Raw genomic sequence first — 19,548 nt, 5'->3', positions numbered from 1 at the left:
TAGGCTGTTTTTAATGATCTCTTGAGGCGATCAGATCACATAACTCATGCAGCAATTGCTGCTCTAATTCAAGATTTGAGACAATTTCTTTTGCACGTGTGATGTGCTCGTGCAGCTTTTCTTTTGCTCCTGAAAGCGTTAATAAAGAAGGATATGTCGACTTTTCATTCGCTGTATCAGAGCCGACCCGTTTTCCTATTTTTTCTTCGCTACCTTCGAGGTCTAAAATGTCATCACGGATTTGAAAAGCAATGCCAATATGATAGCTGAACTCTCTTAGTTTTTCGATATCGTCATCTGATGCTCCTGCCAGCATTGCACCTGCTGTGACGCTGAATGTGAGAAGCTTTCCTGTTTTCCGGGCATGAATGGATTCTAGTTCAGCAATCGGGACTTGCTTTTGCTCTGCTTCCATGTCATCAAATTGACCGCCAACCATTCCTAGTGCACCTGCTGACCTCACAAGCTCATCTACGATTCTGAGCTTTTGGTCAGGAGAGACGCTGCTAGATAGCTGCGATGTAATCAGGCGGAAGCTTTCCGTTAAAAGTGCATCACCAGCGAGAACCGCGGTTGCTTCCCCGTATACTTTATGGTTGGTCGGCTTTCCTCTGCGAAGGTCATCATCGTCCATGCAAGGCAGGTCGTCATGTATCAATGAATACGTATGAATCATTTCTACAGCACAGCCAACCGGTATGCCATCTTCTTCGTTTTTTCCGTAGGCATGTAATAAAGCAAGAACGAGAACAGGGCGAAGTCTTTTCCCTCCAGCTTCAAGAGAGTAAAGCATTGAAGATTTTAGTTCTTCTGGAATCTTCAATTCCTGAACATATGTAAATAAATACCCTTCAATGGCCTGTTTTCGTGTTGTTAAAAAATCCTGCAAATTACTTGTCACCAGCATCTGCCTCCTTCACCGAGAAAGGAGCCAGCTCACCGTCCTCTTTTAAAATGAAATCCATCTGCTTTTCAACGTGCTGTAATTTTTCATGACAAAGCTTTGAAAGTGTCATGCCTTCTTGAAAATAATGAATGGCTTGCTCAAGTGGTACATCTCCTTCTTCGAGCTTTCCAACGATCTCCTCAAGACCTTTCATCGCTTCTTCAAATGTCATTTGTTCTTCTTTTTGTTTATTTGATTCTGTCATGATGATTGCCCCTCCTTCTCAATAACCTCACAAATCAGACGTCCATCCTTCATGGTGATAGCCAGCTGATCTTTCGTATCGACTTGGTTTACACTTTTAATCAGTTCATCGTCTTTATAAGCTAAACTGTAGCCTCTTTCCATCACTTGAAGTGGATTTAATGCATTTAGTTTACCAAGAACAGATTGGAACTGCGAATGAATTGTTTTCATTTGCACATTCATGCTGCGGATGAGCTGTTCTGTTTCATTGGCGTGGCGTTTTTTCGCCTGAAGCAGCTGCTCTTTTGGATGAAGCGGCTTCAGCCTGTATGTCTGGCGGTCTAGTTGATTGCGTTTTTGTTCAATTTGTCTCGTCAGCTGTTTTTGAAAACGGTCAAATACCAAATCGAATTGCTGCTCTTTTTGCTCCTGCAATCGTTTTGGAAAACGGAAGGCATAAGAGGATTGCAGCGCCACAAGACGGTCTTTCGCTTGTGAAGTTCGATTCTTTACGGCCCTTGTAAGCCGAATATCGATGGATTTGATTCGTTCTATTAAATCGGCTGTACTTGGAACAGCGAGCTCGGCTGCTCCTGTTGGTGTGGGTGCTCTCATGTCTGCAGTGAAATCACTGATCGTAAAGTCCGTTTCGTGCCCTACTGCAGAAATGATTGGAATGTCTGATGCGAAGATCGCTCTTGCGACAGCTTCTTCATTAAAGGCCCAAAGTTCTTCGATCGAACCGCCTCCTCTTCCGACAATCAAGACATCACAGAGCTGTTTTTCATTTGCTTCCTTGATCCGCTCTACGATTGAACGAATGGCATTTTCACCTTGAACAAGCGCCGGAAGCACAATGATTTTCGCCTGCTGATAGCGCCGGTTAATCGTTGTGATGACATCTCGAACAGCCGCTCCTGTTGGTGATGTAATGACACCAACAACCTCTGGATATTCAGGAATTGATTTTTTATAGCGCGCATCAAATAAGCCTTCACTTGCCAGCTTTTTCTTCAGCTCTTCATAAGCGAGATGAAGAGCACCAACACCATCAGGCTGCATTTCTTTTGCATATAATTGATAGTTGCCGCTTGGTTCATATACTTGAATCCCGCCGCGTACAAACACTTTCATTCCGCTCTTTGGTGAAAAAGGCAGCTTTGCTGCGGAACGCTGAAACATGACAGCTTGCATGCGTGCGTTTTCGTCTTTTAAGGTGAAGTACACATGACCTCTTGAATGAATCTTCACATTGGATAACTCACCTTTAATCCAAATATCTTCTAAATGCGGATCAACATCAAATTTTCTTTTTATGTATTTTGTAAGGGCTGTGACCGTCACAAAGGCTTTTTCACTCATGACGTATTCCTCCTCTTCAAAAACGCACATTCATCCACCGGCAGCATGCAGGTGGATGAATGGATAAAGCTTATGCTAATGTACGTTTTGCTGATTTAACCGTATTGTGTGCAAGCATCGTAATCGTCATTGGACCGACTCCGCCAGGGACTGGTGTGATGTAAGAAGCTTTTTCTTTCGCTTCTTCAAAATCAACATCCCCAACAAGCTTCCCAGTATCCAAACGATTGACTCCTACATCGATGACAATTGCGCCTTCTTTGATTTGGTCAGCTTTTATAAAGTTTGCTCGACCGACGGCAACAACTAAAATGTCCGCTTTTAACGTATGTTCTGAAATATTTGCCGTTCTTGAATGGCAGTAAGTAACCGTTGCATTTTCGTTTAACAGCAATTGTCCCACTGGTTTCCCGACAATATTGCTGCGCCCTACAACAACCACTTCTTTTCCAGAAAGACTGACACCCGTTTTGTTCAGTAATTCAACAATGCCTGCTGGTGTACAAGGTAAGAATGTATCTTCTCCAAGCAGCATTTTCCCGATATTTAATGGGTGGAAACCATCTACATCTTTCTCAGGTGAAATACGTTCAATGACGGCTTTTTCAGAAATATGTTTTGGCAGTGGAAGTTGAACAAGAATCCCGTGGAATTGATCGTTCGCATTGTACTGATCAATCAGCTGAAGCAATTCTTCTTCTGTTAAAGAAGCATCTAAATGATCAAGCTGAAAGTGCATGCCCATAGCTTCTGCTGCTTTTTTCTTCCCGCGTACGTAAGAAAGTGAAGCCGGATCATCACCGATTAGAATAACGGCAAGACCAGGTGTGACTCCTTTTTGTTTTAGCTCTTCTACTTCTTTTGCTAATTGTTCACGCTTTTCTTTTGCTGTTTCTTTCCCATCGATGATTGTTGCTGTCATGTCGAATCCTCCTATTGCTGCTTTAGGTCGTTTTTAATGTTCGAAAGTACACCATTTACAAATTTCGGTGCTTTATCATCGCCGAATAATTTAGCGAGTTCAATCGCTTCATTCATCGAGACACTAACTGGGATGTCTTCTTGATACACCATCTCGTACACAGACAGCCTTAAAATGGCTCTGTCTACGTTTGCAATACGGTCGAGTTTCCAATTCACTAGATGCTGTGAGATCATGTCATCAAGCTTGTCCTTTTGTTCAAGCACACCGAAAACCAGTTCCTCGAAAAAAGGATCTGATTCTTGTTCATCCAGCGCATGTGTAATGGCCTCTTTCGGATCAATATTGCTCACATCAATTTGAAATAATGTTTGTAGCGCCTTTTCTCTTGCAGTTCTTCTTTTCATTATTTACTCCTTTAACCACTTTATCCGCTTGTCGTTAAGCCATACAGAGATCATAACATATTTTGACCGTGGTCGCACCAAGATCCATGCGAGCTGTGACGAAAAACGAATCAATCAACGTGTGACGTTATCAATATTCGGAAATTACTCAAAAATGGGCTTTAAAAAACCAAAGAGGCAATGCCTCCTTGGTTTCACTTGAACCCTTTTTTACATTTCTTGATCTACTTCAGCTTCAGGTGCTTTTGTATCAAATTGAATGCCAACGACATGAATGTTAATTTCATTAATTGTTAAGGCAGTCATGTTCAAAAGGGTTTGACGGATATTTTCTTGTACAGCAGTGGATACCTTTGGAATGGATAGGCCAAATTCAACCACACAATACACATCGATTGTGATGCCTTCATCAGAGACATCTACTTTTACACCTTTACGGTGATTTTTCTTACCAAAGCGTTCTGCTACATCAGCAGCGAAATTGCCACGCATTTCGGCAATTCCTTCGACTTCTGAAGCGGCGATCCCAGCAATGACTTCAATCACTTCTGGTGCAATTTGCACTTTTCCCAATTGATCTTCATCAAGGTTCATTTCAAGCAAATTGTTTTCTGACACGATCATTCACCTCCGAAAGCTGTGATTATTTCATGATTTGGTATGTTTCTAAAAACTTCGTATTAAAGTTACCGCTCACAAATGTTTCATGCTCGAGCAATCTAAGGTGGAATGGAATCGTTGTGTAGACTCCTTCAATGACGAATTCTTGAAGCGCCCGTTTCATTTTTGCAATCGCTTCTTCTCTTGTCTTACCATATGTGATCACTTTTGCAATCATGCTGTCATAATATGGCGGAATCACATAGCCCGGATAAGCGGCAGAATCAACTCGTACACCTAAACCGCCTGGCGGAAGATACATTTTAATTTCACCAGCTGAAGGCATGAAGTTTTTCTCTGGGTTCTCTGCATTGATGCGGCATTCGATCGCCCAGCCTTCATATACGACATCCTCTTGTGTAAGTGAAAGCTTCTCACCTGATGCAACCTTGATCTGTTCTTTGATCAAGTCTACACCTGTGACCATTTCTGTCACAGGATGCTCTACTTGAATACGAGTATTCATTTCCATGAAGTAGAACTTCTCTTCATTATAATCATAAATGAATTCGACTGTTCCAGCACCTGTATATTCAACAGCTTCTGCTGCTTTTACGGCTGCTTCACCCATTTGCTCACGGATGTCTGCATTTAGTGCTGGTGATGGCGTTTCTTCAAGAAGCTTTTGCATTCTTCTTTGGATCGAGCAATCACGCTCTCCTAAATGAATCGTATTGCCATGCTGATCTGCAAGCACTTGAATTTCCACATGTCTAAAGTCTTCAATGAACTTTTCTAAATAGACACCAGGGTTCCCAAAGTTTTGCGCCGCTTCCTGCTGCGTGATGGTGACTCCGTTAATAAGCTCTTCTTCTGTACGAGCCACGCGGATTCCTTTACCGCCTCCGCCTGCAGTTGCTTTAATAATCACAGGATACCCAATACTAGCTGCTGTTGAAACAGCATCATCAAGATCTTTTACAATTCCTTGAGAACCAGGGACGATCGGAACGCCTGCATTCTTCATTGTTTCTCGCGCGACATCTTTCGTTCCCATTTTGGAAATCGCTGACGCAGTTGGTCCAACAAAGATCACATTACATTCCTCGCAAAGCTCTGCAAAGTCTGCATTTTCTGCTAAAAAGCCGTATCCTGGATGGATGGCATCTGTTCCTGTTAATTTTGCTACGCTGACAATATTTGTGACATTTAAATAACTATCTTTAGAAGCAGTCGGTCCGATGCAATATGCTTCATCAGCCATTTGTACATGCAGCGCATCACGATCCGCTTCAGAAAATACCGCAACAGTTTCAATTCCAAGCTCTTTACAAGCGCGGATAATTCTAACTGCGATTTCTCCTCTGTTTGCAATTAATAGCTTTTTAATCATGATCGTACTCCTTACTCTGCTTTCACTAGAAAGAGGGGTTGTCCGAATTCTACAAGCTGACCGTTTTCAGCTAATACTTCGACGATTTCACCTTTTACTTCTGCTTCGATTTCATTAAACAGTTTCATCGCTTCCACGATACATACAACAGTGTTTTCCTTCACCTTGGAACCTGTTGTCACGTATGGATCTGCTTCTGGTGAAGAGGAAGCATAAAATGTGCCAACCATTGGGGATGTGATTTTATGCAGATTTTCAGACGCAGCTGCCTCTTGTGCAGGGGCTTCGGTCTGAGCTGGAGCTTGTGCTGTAGGAGCTTGTTGAGCTGGAGCTGCTTGGACAGGAGCCACTGGTGCTTGTGCCGCAACTTGCTGAACGACTTCTTTATTTTTCTTCAGTTTGATTTTTGCACCTTCGTTTTCGTACGTAAACTCATCGATAGTAGAGTCGTCAATTAATTTAATCAGTTCATGAATTTCTTCGATTTTTAACATGGATTTGCACCCCTATGTATGGATTTATCTTTTTATTATAGGCTAGTACTAAAAGTACATACTATAACCATCTTACAGGAGGATTTCGATGAATTCAACTACTATTGTGGCGAAGCGCCTCGCGTAAGCACCTTGGAGAGGGCGTCAAGCCGCATCAAAAAACGCCCTTTTCCGCAAAGGGCGCCAGTTCTTTTTTATTGATTAGTGGGCTCGAAAGTGACAGCTACGTTATCAAGACCTCTCATTTCTTTTGTGACCATATCAATAATATCGGCCGCTTGAGATTTTGATTTTTTATCAGAACGAACCGTGATACTCACTTTATCTCCTTCAGCACTTACGAGCGCATCTTTATAGCCTTTCGTTTTGATCAAGGTCTCAAGCTGACGCTCAGTTCCTTCTGCTTCACTGAGCGCTGTCATTTGATCGTATGCTTCACTTTTTTCTTGGGCTGTTGCATCGTCACTGGAGACAATTTCGTTGTATTCTTCGCGCTGCTTGCTTCGTTTATCTTCAAGCTCTAGTCTGTATGTTGTAAAAAGCTCATCGTCTGTTTGCTCTGACACAGCCTTTCCTTCTTCACCGCTTGTTTCGATATCCTCTTGTTTGCCGTTTGTTTCTTTGTCAGTGGATTTCTTATCAGCACCTTTTTCCGTTCCTTTATCCGTCCCTTTTTCTGTTTCAACCTTTTTCTCTTCAGTGCCTTTTGATTTCGTATCTTCTACTGTCACTGCATTTTCACCCTGTGGAGACATGATATAGTACACACTTAATACGACAACTAAACTTAGCATCGTTAATAGCCAAACCGTTTGTTTTTTTAACATCATTCCGAATCCTCCTTGATTTTTTTAGGGGCAACAGCCACTCTATGGCTCGGTACATCAAGCACTCGTGTAACCGCTTCAATGATGGTTTTCTTTATTTGAACGTTGTCTACTCCTTGAGCAACAACGAGGACACCTCGGATTTCTGGTTTTTTCGTTTGAACAACGACTGGTGTTTCTTCATTGCCATTTTTAATGATGACGACTTCTTCTTCTTTTGTTTGATCGGTGACACTTCGCACGCCGCCTTCTTTATCTGTTTCCTCGGTCGTTGTACTTTTATTGGATTTGTTTTTTTCAAACACTTTTAAAGACGTTGCATCTACATTGACCACGATTGATACATCCTCAACGCCGATAATGGTCTCTAAAATTTCTTTCAGCTGATTTTCGTATTCTCGCTCCACGTCCTCAATTGAATTCTTTGGTTTACCTGAGGACGCCGGTTTGAATACCTCCTGCTCTTCTGAGGATGTTTTTTTAGAAGCAGGAACCGCAGCTTGTTGTTTGCTTGATGGCGGTGACAAGATCTGACTGACTAACATGAAAGATACGCCGATAATGAATACAAGCAGCAAGTAATGGTGCTTCGTTAATTTGGGTTTCCCTTCACCTTTTTCAGGCGGCTGGAAGAATGATTTCAGCTTTTGTTTCCAGTCCTTGTTATTCATGATCTGCTGCGTCACCTCCCTCAATGTTCAGCGCGATGTGCTCAGGACTCGTATTCCAAACATCAGCAAGTGTCTCTTTCACCCTCGTGATCTCTTTGCTAGAAGATCCAGCGCTTTCCTCCTTTTGCTTGGAGAGATCAATGTCCACCTTTGCCACCGTTTCTACAGCATCACCTGTGAGCGGGGAAAGAACTGCTTTGATGCGAAATTGATCCGCCTCCATATTCTGATCCAGATGCTCCTCATCAGCCAGCACTTCTACGTGTTTCATTTCATAGCTCTCCTTCTCCAGTGGCTCCTTTGCGCTTTTTTCTAGTTGGACAGCCATTTGCTTTAAAATATATGCACGCTGAGAGGCTTGTATTTCTTTTTTTTCTAAATTCATCTGATTTTTTATTTCTTCTGACTGCGCTTCTTCCTTCCCTTTCATCAATTCTGAAAAAATTTGATCAGGATCCGCTCGAAATAAAGCAAAAATCGGATTGAGCATGACCACGATGAGCAGCAGGCTGACGACCATTTTTGCATACTTTTGCATGCTCGAATTGGGAAGCAGAAGATCAATAACAATCGCAAATAAGATAAAGAGAATAATACTTGTGATCCATTCCGTGAGAAAACTCAAAAGGTGTCCCCTCCTTACTTCATCATCATGGTCAGGTTACCCGCAGTAATGATGACGGTAATGCTTAAAAAGAACATGAGCGACACAACAGCAAGTGCGGCAAATATATACAGCACACTTTTTGAAATGACATCAAGACAGCTGATGATGGGTCCGCCTCCTAACGGCTGAAGGATGGCAGCAGCAAGCTTATAGATAAGGGCTAACGAAAGTACTTTAATCGCCGGGAAAGCGGCAATTGAAATCAAAATGGCAACCCCAACTAGTCCGACTGTATTTTTGAGTAAAACAGAGGCGCTGATCACGGTATCGGTCGCATCTGTAAACATTCTGCCTAGGACAGGGATGAAGTTTCCGGTAATGAATTTGGCTGTACGAAGAGCGATTCCATCCGTAACGGCCGCAGATGCACCCTGAACGGAAATGACGCCGAGAAAAACGGTTAAAAAAACGGCAAGCCCGCCAATTGCCACATTTCTTAACAGCTGGGCAAGCTGGGTGACCTTGTATTGTTCGGTCAGCGTACTGATAATGCTCAATATTGCAGATAAAAAGATGAGCGGGAGAACGACATACTGAATGAAAACACCGCTCGTGTTCATTAAAAATAAAATAACGGGATGAAAGAATCCGGCTGAGACAAGCCCGCCTGATGAAGCAATAAGCGCTAGTAAAAGAGGAATAAGAGCAAGAATAAAACTGGTCATCGTTTGAATGGCTTCTGTGGCATAAGAAATCGCCACATGAAAGCTGTTTAGTGCAATAATAATCAGCACCATATAAACAAGAGCATATGCGACTTTGCTGACGGTGCTTTGTTCAAATGCATTTTGTAAAAGCTGCAAAAGCGAACAAAAGATGGTGAGTAAAATCAGAGTACCTAGGAGCTTTCCGTTTGCAATAACCTCGTGAAATAAGTAATGTACAAAAGCTTTCAGCCATGTTTGGGGAGACAGCTCTTTATCGCCGTCAATCATTTCCTTCACTGTGCCCTTTTGGCTTTCTGGCAAAAAGCCGCCATACTCGTCCAAAATGGTTTCCCAAAAGTCACTGATGGAATGAAGCTCAAGTTCATCAGCCTGTCCATTCGCCACTTCCTGTGCTGCTGGCTGTTCATTAGATAAAGGTTCTTTTTCTTCTGCCCCTGCATGCGGAGCAATCAGCCAAAAGAAAAGCATCAATCCCATTACAGCGGTCACCTGTTTCATTGTCATCACCTCTTTTCATTTACGTCATGGACGGGATCATTCCTAAGATCGTCTCAATGATGACTGTTAAAATTGGGACTGCCATCACCAAGATGAGGATCTTGCCGCCTAGCTCTATTTTGGATGCAATGGCGCCTTGTCCAGCATCCTTTGTCAGCTGAGCGCCAAATTCCGCAATATAGGCAATGCCAATAATCTTCAATATGGTTTCAACATACTTCATATTGACGCCGGCACTTGCTGCAATTTTTTCAATCATCGAGATAATGGCATAGATTTGATCAATTAAATAAAGAAAAATGACACATCCGGTAAACACAACAAGCATAAAGGCGAAGGTTGGCTTTTGTTCTTTGACGATTAATGCTAAAAAAGTAGCGATTAAACCAAGTCCAACAATTTGTATGATTTCGATTTGTAAGCCCTCCCCTATCCTTGAAATAGAAATACGGCTTTAATCTTTTTAAACAAATCGTCTACAATGGTTGCCACCATAAACAAAATGTAGATAAACCCAAGCAGCGTCACCCACTGAGCGTACTCTTTCTTCCCCATTTGGTCTAAAATCGTATGGAGAAAGGCCACGACGATGCCTACTCCGGCAATTTGAAAAATGACGTTTACATCAACGCCCATGCTCTCGACTCCCTTCCTCTCACATCAATAAAAGAATCAGTAGTAATCCGCTTAAAAATCCGAGGCTTCTGACCATTTTTTCATTTTTCGCTTGGGCGATTTCAGCTTCTTTCTCCTCTGATTCCAAATGGCCTAAAGCAAGCTTGATATACTTTTGCTGAGAAGTGACATCATGCTGGCCAAGTGTTTCTCCAAAGTGCTTCAACGCCTCATATTCGCCTTTTTTCAATACGGTTTTTTTCCAAACATCCTCAAGACTTTCGTTCCATGCATGACGTGCAGAAAAAGTCCCCACTTTCAGTTTTTCTGCAAATTGTTCAAACAGCTGATTGACAGGAGGACCTACCTGCGCTGCAATTTGCTCTGCCGCCCGTGCTAAAGGGGTTTGACCATACATAATTTCAGCTTCAAGAGACTGAAGAGCAAACCGCAGCTGCCTAATTTGTTTAGGTCTGTCGCTATATCGTTTGGCAAACTCGAATCCTCCCCAAGTCGTGGCCGCGACAATGAAAATAGCGCCAATGAGCTTTAACATACGTCCACTCCCCGCCTCCATTTCATCTCTTGGCCGTCCCCGCCGTACATTCGCCCGATCGTGCCAGGCCCATTGTTTCGATTTAATTCAACATATCGTTCAAACACACGAAGCTCCCATAACGGTTTAAATGAAGGTCGTTTATATACATCTTCAAGTGAATAGCCATGAGCTGAGACGATGATGCTGACTCCGGCATGAATCGCTTCTAAAAGTGCCTCTACATCCTCACTCTTTCCGATTTCATCGACAATCATGACCTCTGGGCTCATAGACCGAATCATCATCATCAATCCTTCAGCCTTTGGGCACGCATCGAGTACATCAATCCGGTGGCCAAAATGGTGCTGCGGCACCCCTCTGATACATCCGGCGATTTCAGAACGCTCATCAATAATGCCTGTTTTTCTAGGAGGAATGGTTTTTGTGCCTGTACTAGCAAGACGTGCTATATCCCGGAGCAGTGTGGTTTTTCCCGTTTGCGGGGGACCGATGATGAGTGTATTGTGCCAGTGCTCTTCATATAAATAAGGAAGAAAAGGAAGCGCAATTCCGATTTTTTCTTTGGCAATGCGGATATTAAATGAAGAGATATCTCTTAACCCTTTGACGAATCCGTTTTCAACGATCACCTTTCCTGCAAGTCCCACCCGGTGTCCGCCAGATATGGTGATATAGCCCTGTTTTAGCTCTTCCTCAAGTGTGTACATGCTGTAATTGCTCAGCCTGCCTAATAGCTGAGACGCATCTTCCCAGGTGGTGTGATAAGAAAGGAAACGTGGTTTTCCTCCCTGCATCAATTCGATAGGACGATCCGTGCGAATGCGGATTTCTTCTATTTGCGCCCATTCTGCCTCTTTCAGCAGCCTGAGTTCTTGTCCAATCGAGTGCGGGAGAATATCCAACAAACTCCGCAACGAATTCCCCTCCTTTTTTTCTTCTCTAAAATGTATGATGTGAGCCGTTAATTATGCCAAGCCGTTTCACTTATAGATCCCAACAAGAATAAACACGACACCAATGAAAATGAACACGAGCTTTGCATAGGATAGCTGCCCGGCAATTTGATAGATTCCAATCGTCATCGTGATAATAAAAATGAGCGGCCCGATGATTGCCAATATACTATTGATGACTACCGCTTTCCGTACATCATTTGTGATTAAAATAAGGATGGCTGCCGTCAGTTCAATCGCGGCGGATAAGAATCTCATGCCTGCCATTGCAGCGACTGACGGGTGTAGACCTGGGAGAAATTGTTTCATATAGAACCTCCAGCTTTTTTTACACTATATGCTTGACCAGCTGGATGTAGTCTTGTTTTTCAGGAAGGAAGAGAGATGAATGAGAGAATTGAGAGAAGGCCTGTCTTGAGGAGTCATTTTTCCAATAAAAAAAGACTGTAAACACGAGGTTTACAGTCTTTTTTCGTTCATTACGCTCTTGAAACGTATGAGCCGTCAGATGTATTAATCACTAATTTATCTCCTTGGTTCACAAAGAAAGGAACGTTGACGATTAAACCAGTTTCAGTTTTTGCAGGTTTTGAGCCGCCTGATGTTGTGTCACCTTTAATACCAGGCTCTGTTTCTACTACTTCTAGTTCTACTGTGTTTGGAAGTTCTACTCCAAGTGTTTCATCACCGTACATCACGATTTGAACAGACATATTTTCAAGCAAATATTTCAGCTCATCTTTAATTTGTGCTTCACTTAGTTCAAGCTGCTCATAGGAGCTTGTATCCATGAAAACATGCTGATCGCCATTTGCATACAAGTATTGCATTGTTTTTGTTTCGATTTGAGCTTTCGCTACTTTTTCGCCTGCGCGGAATGTTTTTTCTTGAATGGCACCTGTACGCAGGTTACGCAGTTTCGAACGAACAAACGCTGCGCCTTTCCCTGGTTTTACGTGCTGAAAATCCACTACTCTCCAAATACCGCCGTCCACTTCAATTGTCAGGCCAGTACGAAAATCGTTTACTGAAATCATTTTGTCATCCTCCTACATTTCACCATCATAATATGATAAGTTCTTTCGGTGAGTGGGTCAATCGTTTATTGCCGTCAGCTGTCAGGACAATATCATCCTCAATTCTCACGCCGCCGACATCTGGCAAGTAAATCCCCGGCTCAACTGTGACGACCATTCCCTCTTCTAAGACGACCTCTGATCGTGAGGAAAGGCCTGGCGCTTCATGTATTTCCATACCTAGCCCGTGCCCGGTTGAATGCCCGAAGTATTGACCATAGCCATACTTTTCAATGATGTCTCGTGTGATGCGATCAGCTTCTTTTCCTGTTAAGCCTGGCTTGATTCTATCCACACCAGCGTTTTCTGCTTCTAATACGATATGATAAATTTCCTTTAGCTTGTCGCTTGGTGTTCCGACAGCAATCGTTCTTGTCATATCAGAACAATAGCCTTTATAGTAAGCACCGAAATCGAGTGTCACTAAATCACCAGATTCAATCACCTTTTCACTCGCTCTTCCGTGAGGCAGGCTTGATCGAACACCTGAGGCCACTATCATATCGAATGAAGATCCTTCAGCACCTTCTTTTCTCATGAAAAATTCAAGCTCGTTCATGACAGCAATTTCCGTCAGGCCCGGCTTGATGTAAGTGAGAATATGATCAAAGGCGTGATCTGCAATCTTCGCAGCTTCCTCTAATATCTTAATCTCTTCACTAGACTTAATCAAGCGCAACTTTTCAACTGATTCAGAGACTGGAACAAGCTCTATACCGCCTGCTTTGGCTGCGTACTGCTGGTACGTGGCAAATGTCATATGGTTTTGTTCGAACCCAAGGCGTTTCACTCCAAATTCCTTTGCCGTTTGAGCAGCCGTTTCCACAATGTTTCCTTTATGTTCAATGATGTCATAGCCTTTGACTTGGTCCTTCGCTTGCTCTGTATAGCGGAAGTCCGTGATAAAAGCTGCCCGGTCCTTTGAAACGACAGCAAGACCGGCTGATCCGGTAAAGCTGGTCATATACTGTAAATTAAAACTGCTTGTAATGACAAGGCCATCGATCTCTAATTCACTTAAAAGTGTTCTTAGTTTTTCAAGTTTCATGATACTGCTCCCCCTTCACTGACTAAATAACGAATCGCCAATTTATACCCTTCTAAGCCAAGCCCAACGATTTGCCCTTGGCATACTGGAGCAAGTACAGAATGATGGCGGAATTCCTCTCTCTTATGAACATTTGAGATATGTACTTCAATGACTGATAAAGAAATACTTGCAATGGCATCTCTCAGCGCATAGCTGTAGTGGGTAAATGCACCCGGGTTAAACACGACACCATCGTACTGATCTTCTGCTTCATGGAGCGCATCAATCAAATCCCCTTCGTGATTTGATTGAAAGAACGTTAATTGGATGTTTGCTCGTTCTGCAAACTGGAACAAATCCGTCTCTAAATCTGTCAGCGTCTTACTTCCATAAACAGCAGGCTCTCTTTTGCCAAGCCTATTTAAATTGGGTCCATTCAGTACAAGAAAATGAGGCATATGACCACTCCTTCACCCTAATTCAATCTATATCGAGATCTGTTTCTTTTTCCTTAGAAACCTTTCGTTTCCAAAAATATTTTATCATATGAATAGGTGATTTACACTTTATTCTGTCTTTTTCCCGAGTGCCCTCGCAAGCTTCTGACTCGTCAATTCATTATATTCAAACGAAATGCTGTACCCGACAAACATGCCGTATAAAATATATAGGCAAAATGTCGTGACAATGGTGCTTTGCTGCAACTCTTGTACTTGCTTTACATCTGGGAAAATGGGATTAAATACGTAAAAAACGAGCAGCCATAAAAGCCCGCCATATACTAAACCCATCCAAAAGCCTTTGATCCTTTTTAAAAGCCCAAAATAAATAAAGGCGGCTCCAATCGATAAAATTCCTAACAGCACAATACTGATAAAAGTACCAAGTCCTCCCTTTTTCCATTCTCCAAGTACAAATGGCTGAAGCAGCATATTGGGACTCACCTCTGAAAAATGAAACACATGGGTCAGAAACCCGATAAAGCCCCAAAAAACACCGCCGACAAAGCCTGTAGCAGCCGCTCTTGCCACAAGTGATGTCGTTTGCACGGACTGATTTTTTTCTTCTTGGTTTTTCTTTTCATCACGTTTCATTTGTGAACACCTCCAGCAAGTAGTATGTCCAAAATGTCATGAAAAAAAAGGATTTCCATGCGTGAGTGTAAAATTTTTAAAACAGGGTATACTGGCTAAAAAGAGGTAGATAGAATTCTAGTAGATAATCGACCTGTGAGCTAGTGATTTCCCCTCATTTCCTGTACAATAAAGGTATAAGGAAATGCATGTAAATTACAGGAAACAGGCAGGTTGATGAAATATGTCCAATCAAACAAAACCTCCAGCTTATGGAGGGCAGGCAGTTGTCGAAGGTGTCATGTTCGGTGGTAAGAAGAACTATGTGACAGCGATTCGGCGAAAGGACCAGTCCATTGAGTTTTTAAAGCTTCCCCGGACCTCCAATAAACGAACCGCCTTTCTCAAGAAAATTCCCTTTGTCAGGGGGGTTACTGCACTTGTTGAAGCAAGCGCAAACGGCAGTAAGCACTTAAACTTCTCCAGTGAGCGATATGACTTAGATCCTTCTGAAGATCATACTCTTGAAAAAGAACAAAAAGGCTCGAAATTATCCATGATCTTCGGCATTGCTGTGATCGGAGTTCTCTCTCTACTCTTTAGTAAATTTGTCTTTACCCTGGTACCTGTCTTTTTAGCAGAGCTTGTGCGCCCAATCTTTTCAGGGAATTTCGCACAAATCGCAGTGGAAACATTCTTCAAATTGATCCTTTTATTAGGCTATATTTACTTTATTTCCATGACCCCTTTAATTAAAAGAGTATTTCAATATCATGGGGCAGAACATAAAGTCATAAACTGCTATGAACAGAACCTTGACATCACAGTGGAAAATGTCCAAAAGCAATCCCGCCTGCATTATCGATGCGGCAGCAGCTTTATTTTATTCACTGTCATTGTCGGGATGTTCGTCTATTTACTCGTACCGACAGATCCTTTATGGGTGAGAGTTCTGAACCGCTTGGCACTTATTCCGGTTGTTCTGGGCATTTCATTTGAAGTGCTTCAGCTCACGAACAAACTCCGAGAAGTGCCTGTGCTTAAAGTGCTTGGCTATCCTGGCCTTTGGCTGCAATTGCTCACAACAAAAGAACCTTCTGACGATCAAGTCGAGGTAGCCATTGCAAGTTTTAATGAACTTCTTCGTTTAGAGGAAGCGTCACTGAAACAAGCGTCAGATTCTGCTCATCAAGTGATCTAACTTATAAATCCGGTAAATTCCTTCGGAGGTGGACAGTTATGAATCGCCGAGTACATCCTGCTTTTACCATTATTTTCGCTTTAGGTGTTTTGGGGTTTGTGTACTTACTCACAACGAACCCAGGCAGACTTTTTACCATGCTGCTGTCTGTTGTGATCGTTGGAGCGGCTCTATTTTTCCTATTTAGATGGCTGATGAATCGAAGAACTGGAACAGAGGGTAATCTTTATCGTAAAGCAGTCAAACAATCAAAACGTCGCTACCAGCAGCCTAAGCCAAAAACGAAAAGCCAGATGAAAAATCGGGTCACTCATCTGCGAAGCGTGCCGACTGACCACAAGTCTAAGCCCGTCCTTCTCAAAAAGAAAAGCCAAACACATTTGACTGTGATTGAAGGCAAGAAAAATAAAAAGAAGAATCGCGCCTTATTTTAAAATGTCCAGCTTTTTAAAAATTGCTCGGCCTTCTGTCTGCCTAGATCGACGAGCGCCTTTTTCTTTTCTGTCATGAGTTGAAAATCAGTGGCAATGACGTGTTCTACAGGAATAAAAATAATATGACGTTCGTGTTTTGTGGCGATATGTCTTTCGTCATGAGCACCACGCATCGTTTCAAAAAGAGCGCCAAACAGTTCAAACGCATTGCGGATGGAGTGTTGAGGGCGTTCTTTTTCGTTTGGCGTTAATGTGACACCGACGAACGGTCTTTTTTTCTCTTCAGCAAACAGCCAAATTGGAAAATTGCTAAGCACTCCTCCATCTACAATGGTACAAATGCCTTTTGATGACTTCAGTTTGACAGGTTCGAAAAAATACGGCAGGCTGCAGCTCATTCGAATGGCCCTCGCAACGGAAAACCGCTCTGGATTTAAGCCGTATGAAGGAAGGTCGTCTGGCAGCACGAGGATTTTTCCATTCGTTAAATCGGACGCAACAATTTTCAACGAATCTTTTTTGAGGTCTCCAAACACGGTGACCCCTTTTCGTTTTAGCACATCGGTCAGCCATTTTTCCAGCCGGTCTCCTTTATAAAGACCGAGACGCCAGTAAATGGATACCCACCTGAGCATTTTAAACGGGATGAATTGACATCTCCTATCAAGCAATTGATGCTCATCCATTTCATCTAAAAGCGTTCGAATTTCCTGGCTTGTAAAACCTGCTGCGATGAGTGAAGCAATGATTGCTCCAGCACTTGTACCAGCAAGACGGACAAATTGAAATCCTCTCGCTTCAAGCGCTTCATAGGCACCTGCAAGCGCTGCCCCCTTAATGCCTCCACCTGAGAACACACCATCTATCTTCATCAAGGAGCCCCCTTTGATTTCACGCTAATAATAGTGTAGGAGCTTTTGCTTTCAATTAGAACTTTAATCAAAAAGGACACCCATGCTGAGGGTGTCCTTTTTGATTAAGATTCTTGATTTGTTTGTTCGTTTTTCTTTTGAATCGCTTTCAGCTGAACAGATCGCTCATCGTTTTCTTCAAAAAATTGAACGAGATCGCCGATGCGGTCAATGCTGTTCCAGCTGAGATGATGTTCAATGCCTTCTACATCATCATAAATTTTCTCTTCATCTACACCAATGATTCTTAAAAATTGCTCTAGCAGTTCATGTCTGTATACGAGACGTTTTCCAATTTTTTTGCCTTTCGGGGTTAAAATTAGACCACGATACTTCTCATAAATGAGGTATTCATCTTTATCTAGCTTCTGAACCATTTTTGTTACAGAGGAGGGATGGACAGCGAGTGCTTCTGCAATATCAGAGACTCTGGCATATCCTTTATCTTCTATCAGCATATAAATTTGTTCAATGTAATCTTCCATACTAGGTGTAGTCATAAAACCCCTCCATAATGCACCTTTACTTAATAATCAACCCAATTCTACACCATCGTTCATTAAAAAACAAGGAGTGTCCATCGGCTTAACGCTTGTAATTCCAATCATCTGAGGCATATTTCGTTTTTGCGAGATGATGGACAAACGCTAATTCTTCATCTGTCAGCTCATAAGGTTCAAGCTCAATATTTAATCCTTTTTCAAACCCTCTTTTAAACGCAGCACGCGCATCGTCTATTGTACATGTTCGGTCTGAGATTTCATTGATGGCAACCGCTTTGTTTTTAAAGCTTCGCTGCATCCGCTCTCTCACCCGGTCGTTTGGATAAAGGAACAAATCGAACAATTTGTCCTCATCAAGATCAATTAAAATAGATCCATGCTGGAGGATGACACCTTTTTGTCTCGTCTGAGCACTGCCCGCTACCTTTCTGCCTTCTACAACAAGCTCGTACCAAGAAGGGGCATCAAAGCATACAGATGATCTTGGGTTCTTTAAGCTTTCCTTTTCTTTATCTGTACGAGGAATGGCAAAATACGCATCGAGTCCCAGCTCTTTAAAGCCCTCTAAAATGCCTTCTGAAATAACGCGGTACGCCTCTGTCACCGTCGCTGGCATTTCTGGATGTTCCTCTGACACAATCACGCTGTAGGTCAGCTCCTGGTCATGAAGTACTCCCCGTCCTCCGGTTGGTCTGCGGACAAATCCAAGACCATATCGCTTGACGGCTTCTAGGTTGATTTCTTTTTCAACGTTCTGAAAATACCCAACAGATAATGTCGCCGGATCCCATCCATAAAAGCGGATAACAGGCGGGATGAGCTTCTCACTATGCCAATAAAGCAAAGCTTCGTCCATTGCCATGTTAAAGGCAGGGTCTTGGTTTCCTGAATCAATGAAACACCATTTCTCTTTTTGCATATAAAATCCCTTCTCTTTTACGTAGTCAATGTTAGATGATGGTGGTGACCACCGGTTTTCTCTCTTCATCAGTCTATCAAATAGGGACGGAATTGAAAATAATTCTTACCATTTATGATGACAAGTTTCTTATGCTTTACTATAATAGTATTTGTCTAAAACGTACCATCAGACAGGCTACTGTGCTGATGCTCAAGAAGGAGTCGAGTTGTATTGTCAATATTCAACTATATCGTCCTCTCACTTTGTGGACTTTTCGTTCTTTATTCCATCGGCAGCTACATTTATCAGCAGCGCATTATGAAAACGCTGACGGAAGAAGAATTTATTAAAGGTTACCGCAAAGCCCAGCTCATTGATGTGAGAGAGCCAAATGAGTTTGAAGGCGGACATATTTTAGGGGCAAGAAATATCCCCCTTTCCCAGCTAAAGCAGCGTAAAAACGAAATACGTCCTGACAAGCCTGTTTATCTCTATTGTCAAAATAATTTTAGAAGCGGAAAAGCAGCCCAAACTTTACGTAAAAATGGCTGCCGTGAGATTTATAATTTAAAAGGCGGCTTTAAAAAATGGGGCGGCCGCATTAAAACGAAGAACTAACTAAAAAGACTCTGGGAGCATGATTCCCCCTGA

At 42.5% G+C, this 19,548-nt stretch carries 27 protein-coding genes; 3 read left to right on the top strand and 24 right to left on the bottom strand.

Annotation, left to right across the window (positions count from 1 at the left end; translation table 11 throughout):
• Positions 1–10: 10 nt before the first annotated feature.
• The 21 genes from BA81_RS02735 to BA81_RS02635 form a co-directional block, all read right to left on the bottom strand.
• On the bottom strand, positions 11–907 hold the full coding sequence (locus BA81_RS02735; RefSeq protein WP_285857062.1) for a polyprenyl synthetase family protein: 897 nt from the start codon (positions 905–907) through the stop codon (positions 11–13).
• A complete protein-coding gene (locus BA81_RS02730) occupies positions 891–1,151 on the bottom strand; it encodes an exodeoxyribonuclease VII small subunit (RefSeq protein WP_003215880.1) in 261 nt (86 codons plus the stop codon). Before BA81_RS02730 ends, BA81_RS02735 begins: the two co-directional genes overlap by 17 nt.
• Positions 1,148–2,494 (bottom strand): exodeoxyribonuclease VII large subunit, encoded by a 1,347-nt coding sequence (gene xseA, locus BA81_RS02725; RefSeq protein ID WP_034280263.1) that lies wholly within the window; start codon positions 2,492–2,494, stop codon positions 1,148–1,150. The genes BA81_RS02730 and xseA overlap by 4 nt, the downstream gene beginning before the upstream one ends.
• 70 nt (positions 2,495–2,564) lie before the next feature.
• Positions 2,565–3,416: a bifunctional methylenetetrahydrofolate dehydrogenase/methenyltetrahydrofolate cyclohydrolase FolD gene (gene folD, locus BA81_RS02720; RefSeq protein ID WP_024422943.1), complete on the bottom strand. Its 852-nt coding sequence runs from the start codon at positions 3,414–3,416 to the stop codon at positions 2,565–2,567.
• Between the two features lie 11 nt (positions 3,417–3,427).
• Positions 3,428–3,823, bottom strand: a complete 396-nt coding sequence (gene nusB / locus BA81_RS02715) for a transcription antitermination factor NusB (RefSeq protein ID WP_012010530.1) — start codon at positions 3,821–3,823, stop codon at positions 3,428–3,430.
• 210 nt (positions 3,824–4,033) lie between these two features.
• A complete protein-coding gene (locus tag BA81_RS02710) occupies positions 4,034–4,441 on the bottom strand; it encodes an Asp23/Gls24 family envelope stress response protein (protein ID WP_034280262.1) in 408 nt (135 codons plus the stop codon).
• A 25-nt stretch (positions 4,442–4,466) separates the two neighbouring features.
• A complete protein-coding gene (accC, locus tag BA81_RS02705) occupies positions 4,467–5,816 on the bottom strand; it encodes an acetyl-CoA carboxylase biotin carboxylase subunit (RefSeq protein WP_024422945.1) in 1,350 nt (449 codons plus the stop codon).
• Between the two features lie 11 nt (positions 5,817–5,827).
• Positions 5,828–6,310 carry an acetyl-CoA carboxylase biotin carboxyl carrier protein gene (gene accB / locus BA81_RS02700; RefSeq protein WP_034280261.1) on the bottom strand — a complete coding sequence of 161 codons (483 nt, stop codon included), beginning with the start codon at positions 6,308–6,310 and terminating at the stop codon, positions 5,828–5,830.
• Positions 6,311–6,504: 194 nt separating this feature from the next.
• Entirely contained in the window at positions 6,505–7,137 is a 633-nt protein-coding gene (locus tag BA81_RS02695) for a SpoIIIAH-like family protein (protein ID WP_034280770.1), read from the bottom strand.
• Positions 7,137–7,808, bottom strand: a complete 672-nt coding sequence (gene spoIIIAG / locus BA81_RS02690) for a stage III sporulation protein AG (protein ID WP_034280258.1) — start codon at positions 7,806–7,808, stop codon at positions 7,137–7,139. The genes BA81_RS02695 and spoIIIAG overlap by 1 nt, the downstream gene beginning before the upstream one ends.
• Positions 7,801–8,433: a stage III sporulation protein AF gene (spoIIIAF, locus tag BA81_RS02685; RefSeq protein WP_034280256.1), complete on the bottom strand. Its 633-nt coding sequence runs from the start codon at positions 8,431–8,433 to the stop codon at positions 7,801–7,803. The genes spoIIIAG and spoIIIAF overlap by 8 nt, the downstream gene beginning before the upstream one ends.
• Before the next feature lie 14 nt (positions 8,434–8,447).
• On the bottom strand, positions 8,448–9,641 hold the full coding sequence (spoIIIAE, locus tag BA81_RS02680) for a stage III sporulation protein AE (protein ID WP_034280254.1): 1,194 nt from the start codon (positions 9,639–9,641) through the stop codon (positions 8,448–8,450).
• A gap of 19 nt (positions 9,642–9,660) precedes the next feature.
• Positions 9,661–10,074, bottom strand: a complete 414-nt coding sequence (gene spoIIIAD / locus BA81_RS02675) for a stage III sporulation protein AD (protein ID WP_087978339.1) — start codon at positions 10,072–10,074, stop codon at positions 9,661–9,663.
• Positions 10,071–10,277 (bottom strand): stage III sporulation protein AC, encoded by a 207-nt coding sequence (gene spoIIIAC / locus BA81_RS02670; RefSeq protein ID WP_003153142.1) that lies wholly within the window; start codon positions 10,275–10,277, stop codon positions 10,071–10,073. Before spoIIIAC ends, spoIIIAD begins: the two co-directional genes overlap by 4 nt.
• 19 nt (positions 10,278–10,296) lie before the next feature.
• The gene (gene spoIIIAB, locus BA81_RS02665) at positions 10,297–10,812 is read right to left on the bottom strand and encodes a stage III sporulation protein SpoIIIAB (protein WP_024428003.1); all 516 of its coding nucleotides are present in this window, start codon (positions 10,810–10,812) and stop codon (positions 10,297–10,299) included.
• The gene (gene spoIIIAA / locus BA81_RS02660; protein ID WP_034280251.1) at positions 10,806–11,729 is read right to left on the bottom strand and encodes a stage III sporulation protein AA; all 924 of its coding nucleotides are present in this window, start codon (positions 11,727–11,729) and stop codon (positions 10,806–10,808) included. Before spoIIIAA ends, spoIIIAB begins: the two co-directional genes overlap by 7 nt.
• Positions 11,730–11,795: 66 nt before the next feature.
• Positions 11,796–12,077, bottom strand: a complete 282-nt coding sequence (locus tag BA81_RS02655) for a YqhV family protein (protein ID WP_024422953.1) — start codon at positions 12,075–12,077, stop codon at positions 11,796–11,798.
• 170 nt (positions 12,078–12,247) lie between these two features.
• A complete protein-coding gene (gene efp / locus BA81_RS02650; RefSeq protein ID WP_007501192.1) occupies positions 12,248–12,805 on the bottom strand; it encodes an elongation factor P in 558 nt (185 codons plus the stop codon).
• Positions 12,806–12,830: 25 nt separating this feature from the next.
• Positions 12,831–13,892: a M24 family metallopeptidase gene (locus BA81_RS02645; protein WP_034280249.1), complete on the bottom strand. Its 1,062-nt coding sequence runs from the start codon at positions 13,890–13,892 to the stop codon at positions 12,831–12,833.
• A complete protein-coding gene (gene aroQ / locus BA81_RS02640; protein ID WP_034280247.1) occupies positions 13,889–14,332 on the bottom strand; it encodes a type II 3-dehydroquinate dehydratase in 444 nt (147 codons plus the stop codon). Before aroQ ends, BA81_RS02645 begins: the two co-directional genes overlap by 4 nt.
• Before the next feature lie 108 nt (positions 14,333–14,440).
• Complete coding sequence (locus BA81_RS02635) at positions 14,441–14,968, bottom strand: YqhR family membrane protein (RefSeq protein ID WP_034280245.1); 528 nt, start codon at positions 14,966–14,968, stop codon at positions 14,441–14,443.
• A gap of 223 nt (positions 14,969–15,191) precedes the next feature.
• Between BA81_RS02635 and BA81_RS02630 the strand changes: the two genes are divergently transcribed.
• Together BA81_RS02630 and BA81_RS02625 are read left to right on the top strand one after the other, a co-directional pair.
• Complete coding sequence (locus BA81_RS02630) at positions 15,192–16,148, top strand: DUF1385 domain-containing protein (RefSeq protein ID WP_034280243.1); 957 nt, start codon at positions 15,192–15,194, stop codon at positions 16,146–16,148.
• A 38-nt stretch (positions 16,149–16,186) separates the two neighbouring features.
• Complete coding sequence (locus BA81_RS02625) at positions 16,187–16,582, top strand: SA1362 family protein (protein WP_034280242.1); 396 nt, start codon at positions 16,187–16,189, stop codon at positions 16,580–16,582.
• Here BA81_RS02625 and BA81_RS02620 read toward each other — a convergent pair.
• The 3 genes from BA81_RS02620 to BA81_RS02610 all read right to left on the bottom strand — a co-directional run bounded on the left by BA81_RS02620 (position 16,579) and on the right by BA81_RS02610 (position 18,915).
• Positions 16,579–17,454 (bottom strand): patatin-like phospholipase family protein, encoded by an 876-nt coding sequence (locus BA81_RS02620; protein WP_024422960.1) that lies wholly within the window; start codon positions 17,452–17,454, stop codon positions 16,579–16,581. The two genes, BA81_RS02625 and BA81_RS02620, sit on opposite strands and share 4 nt — an antisense overlap.
• A gap of 104 nt (positions 17,455–17,558) precedes the next feature.
• On the bottom strand, positions 17,559–17,993 hold the full coding sequence (mntR, locus tag BA81_RS02615; protein WP_024422961.1) for a transcriptional regulator MntR: 435 nt from the start codon (positions 17,991–17,993) through the stop codon (positions 17,559–17,561).
• 85 nt (positions 17,994–18,078) lie between these two features.
• Complete coding sequence (locus BA81_RS02610) at positions 18,079–18,915, bottom strand: lipoate--protein ligase family protein (RefSeq protein ID WP_034280239.1); 837 nt, start codon at positions 18,913–18,915, stop codon at positions 18,079–18,081.
• 219 nt (positions 18,916–19,134) lie between these two features.
• On the opposite strand from BA81_RS02610, the gene BA81_RS02605 reads away from it, so the two are divergent.
• Entirely contained in the window at positions 19,135–19,515 is a 381-nt protein-coding gene (locus tag BA81_RS02605) for a rhodanese-like domain-containing protein (RefSeq protein ID WP_024422963.1), read from the top strand.
• The last annotated feature ends 33 nt before the right edge of the window (positions 19,516–19,548 follow it).

It is taken from the genome of Bacillus safensis FO-36b, assembly GCF_000691165.1.
GTDB lineage: Bacteria > Bacillota > Bacilli > Bacillales > Bacillaceae > Bacillus > Bacillus safensis.
Note: the sequence above shows the minus strand (reverse complement) of the source record. Positions and strands in the feature narration are given on the sequence as shown.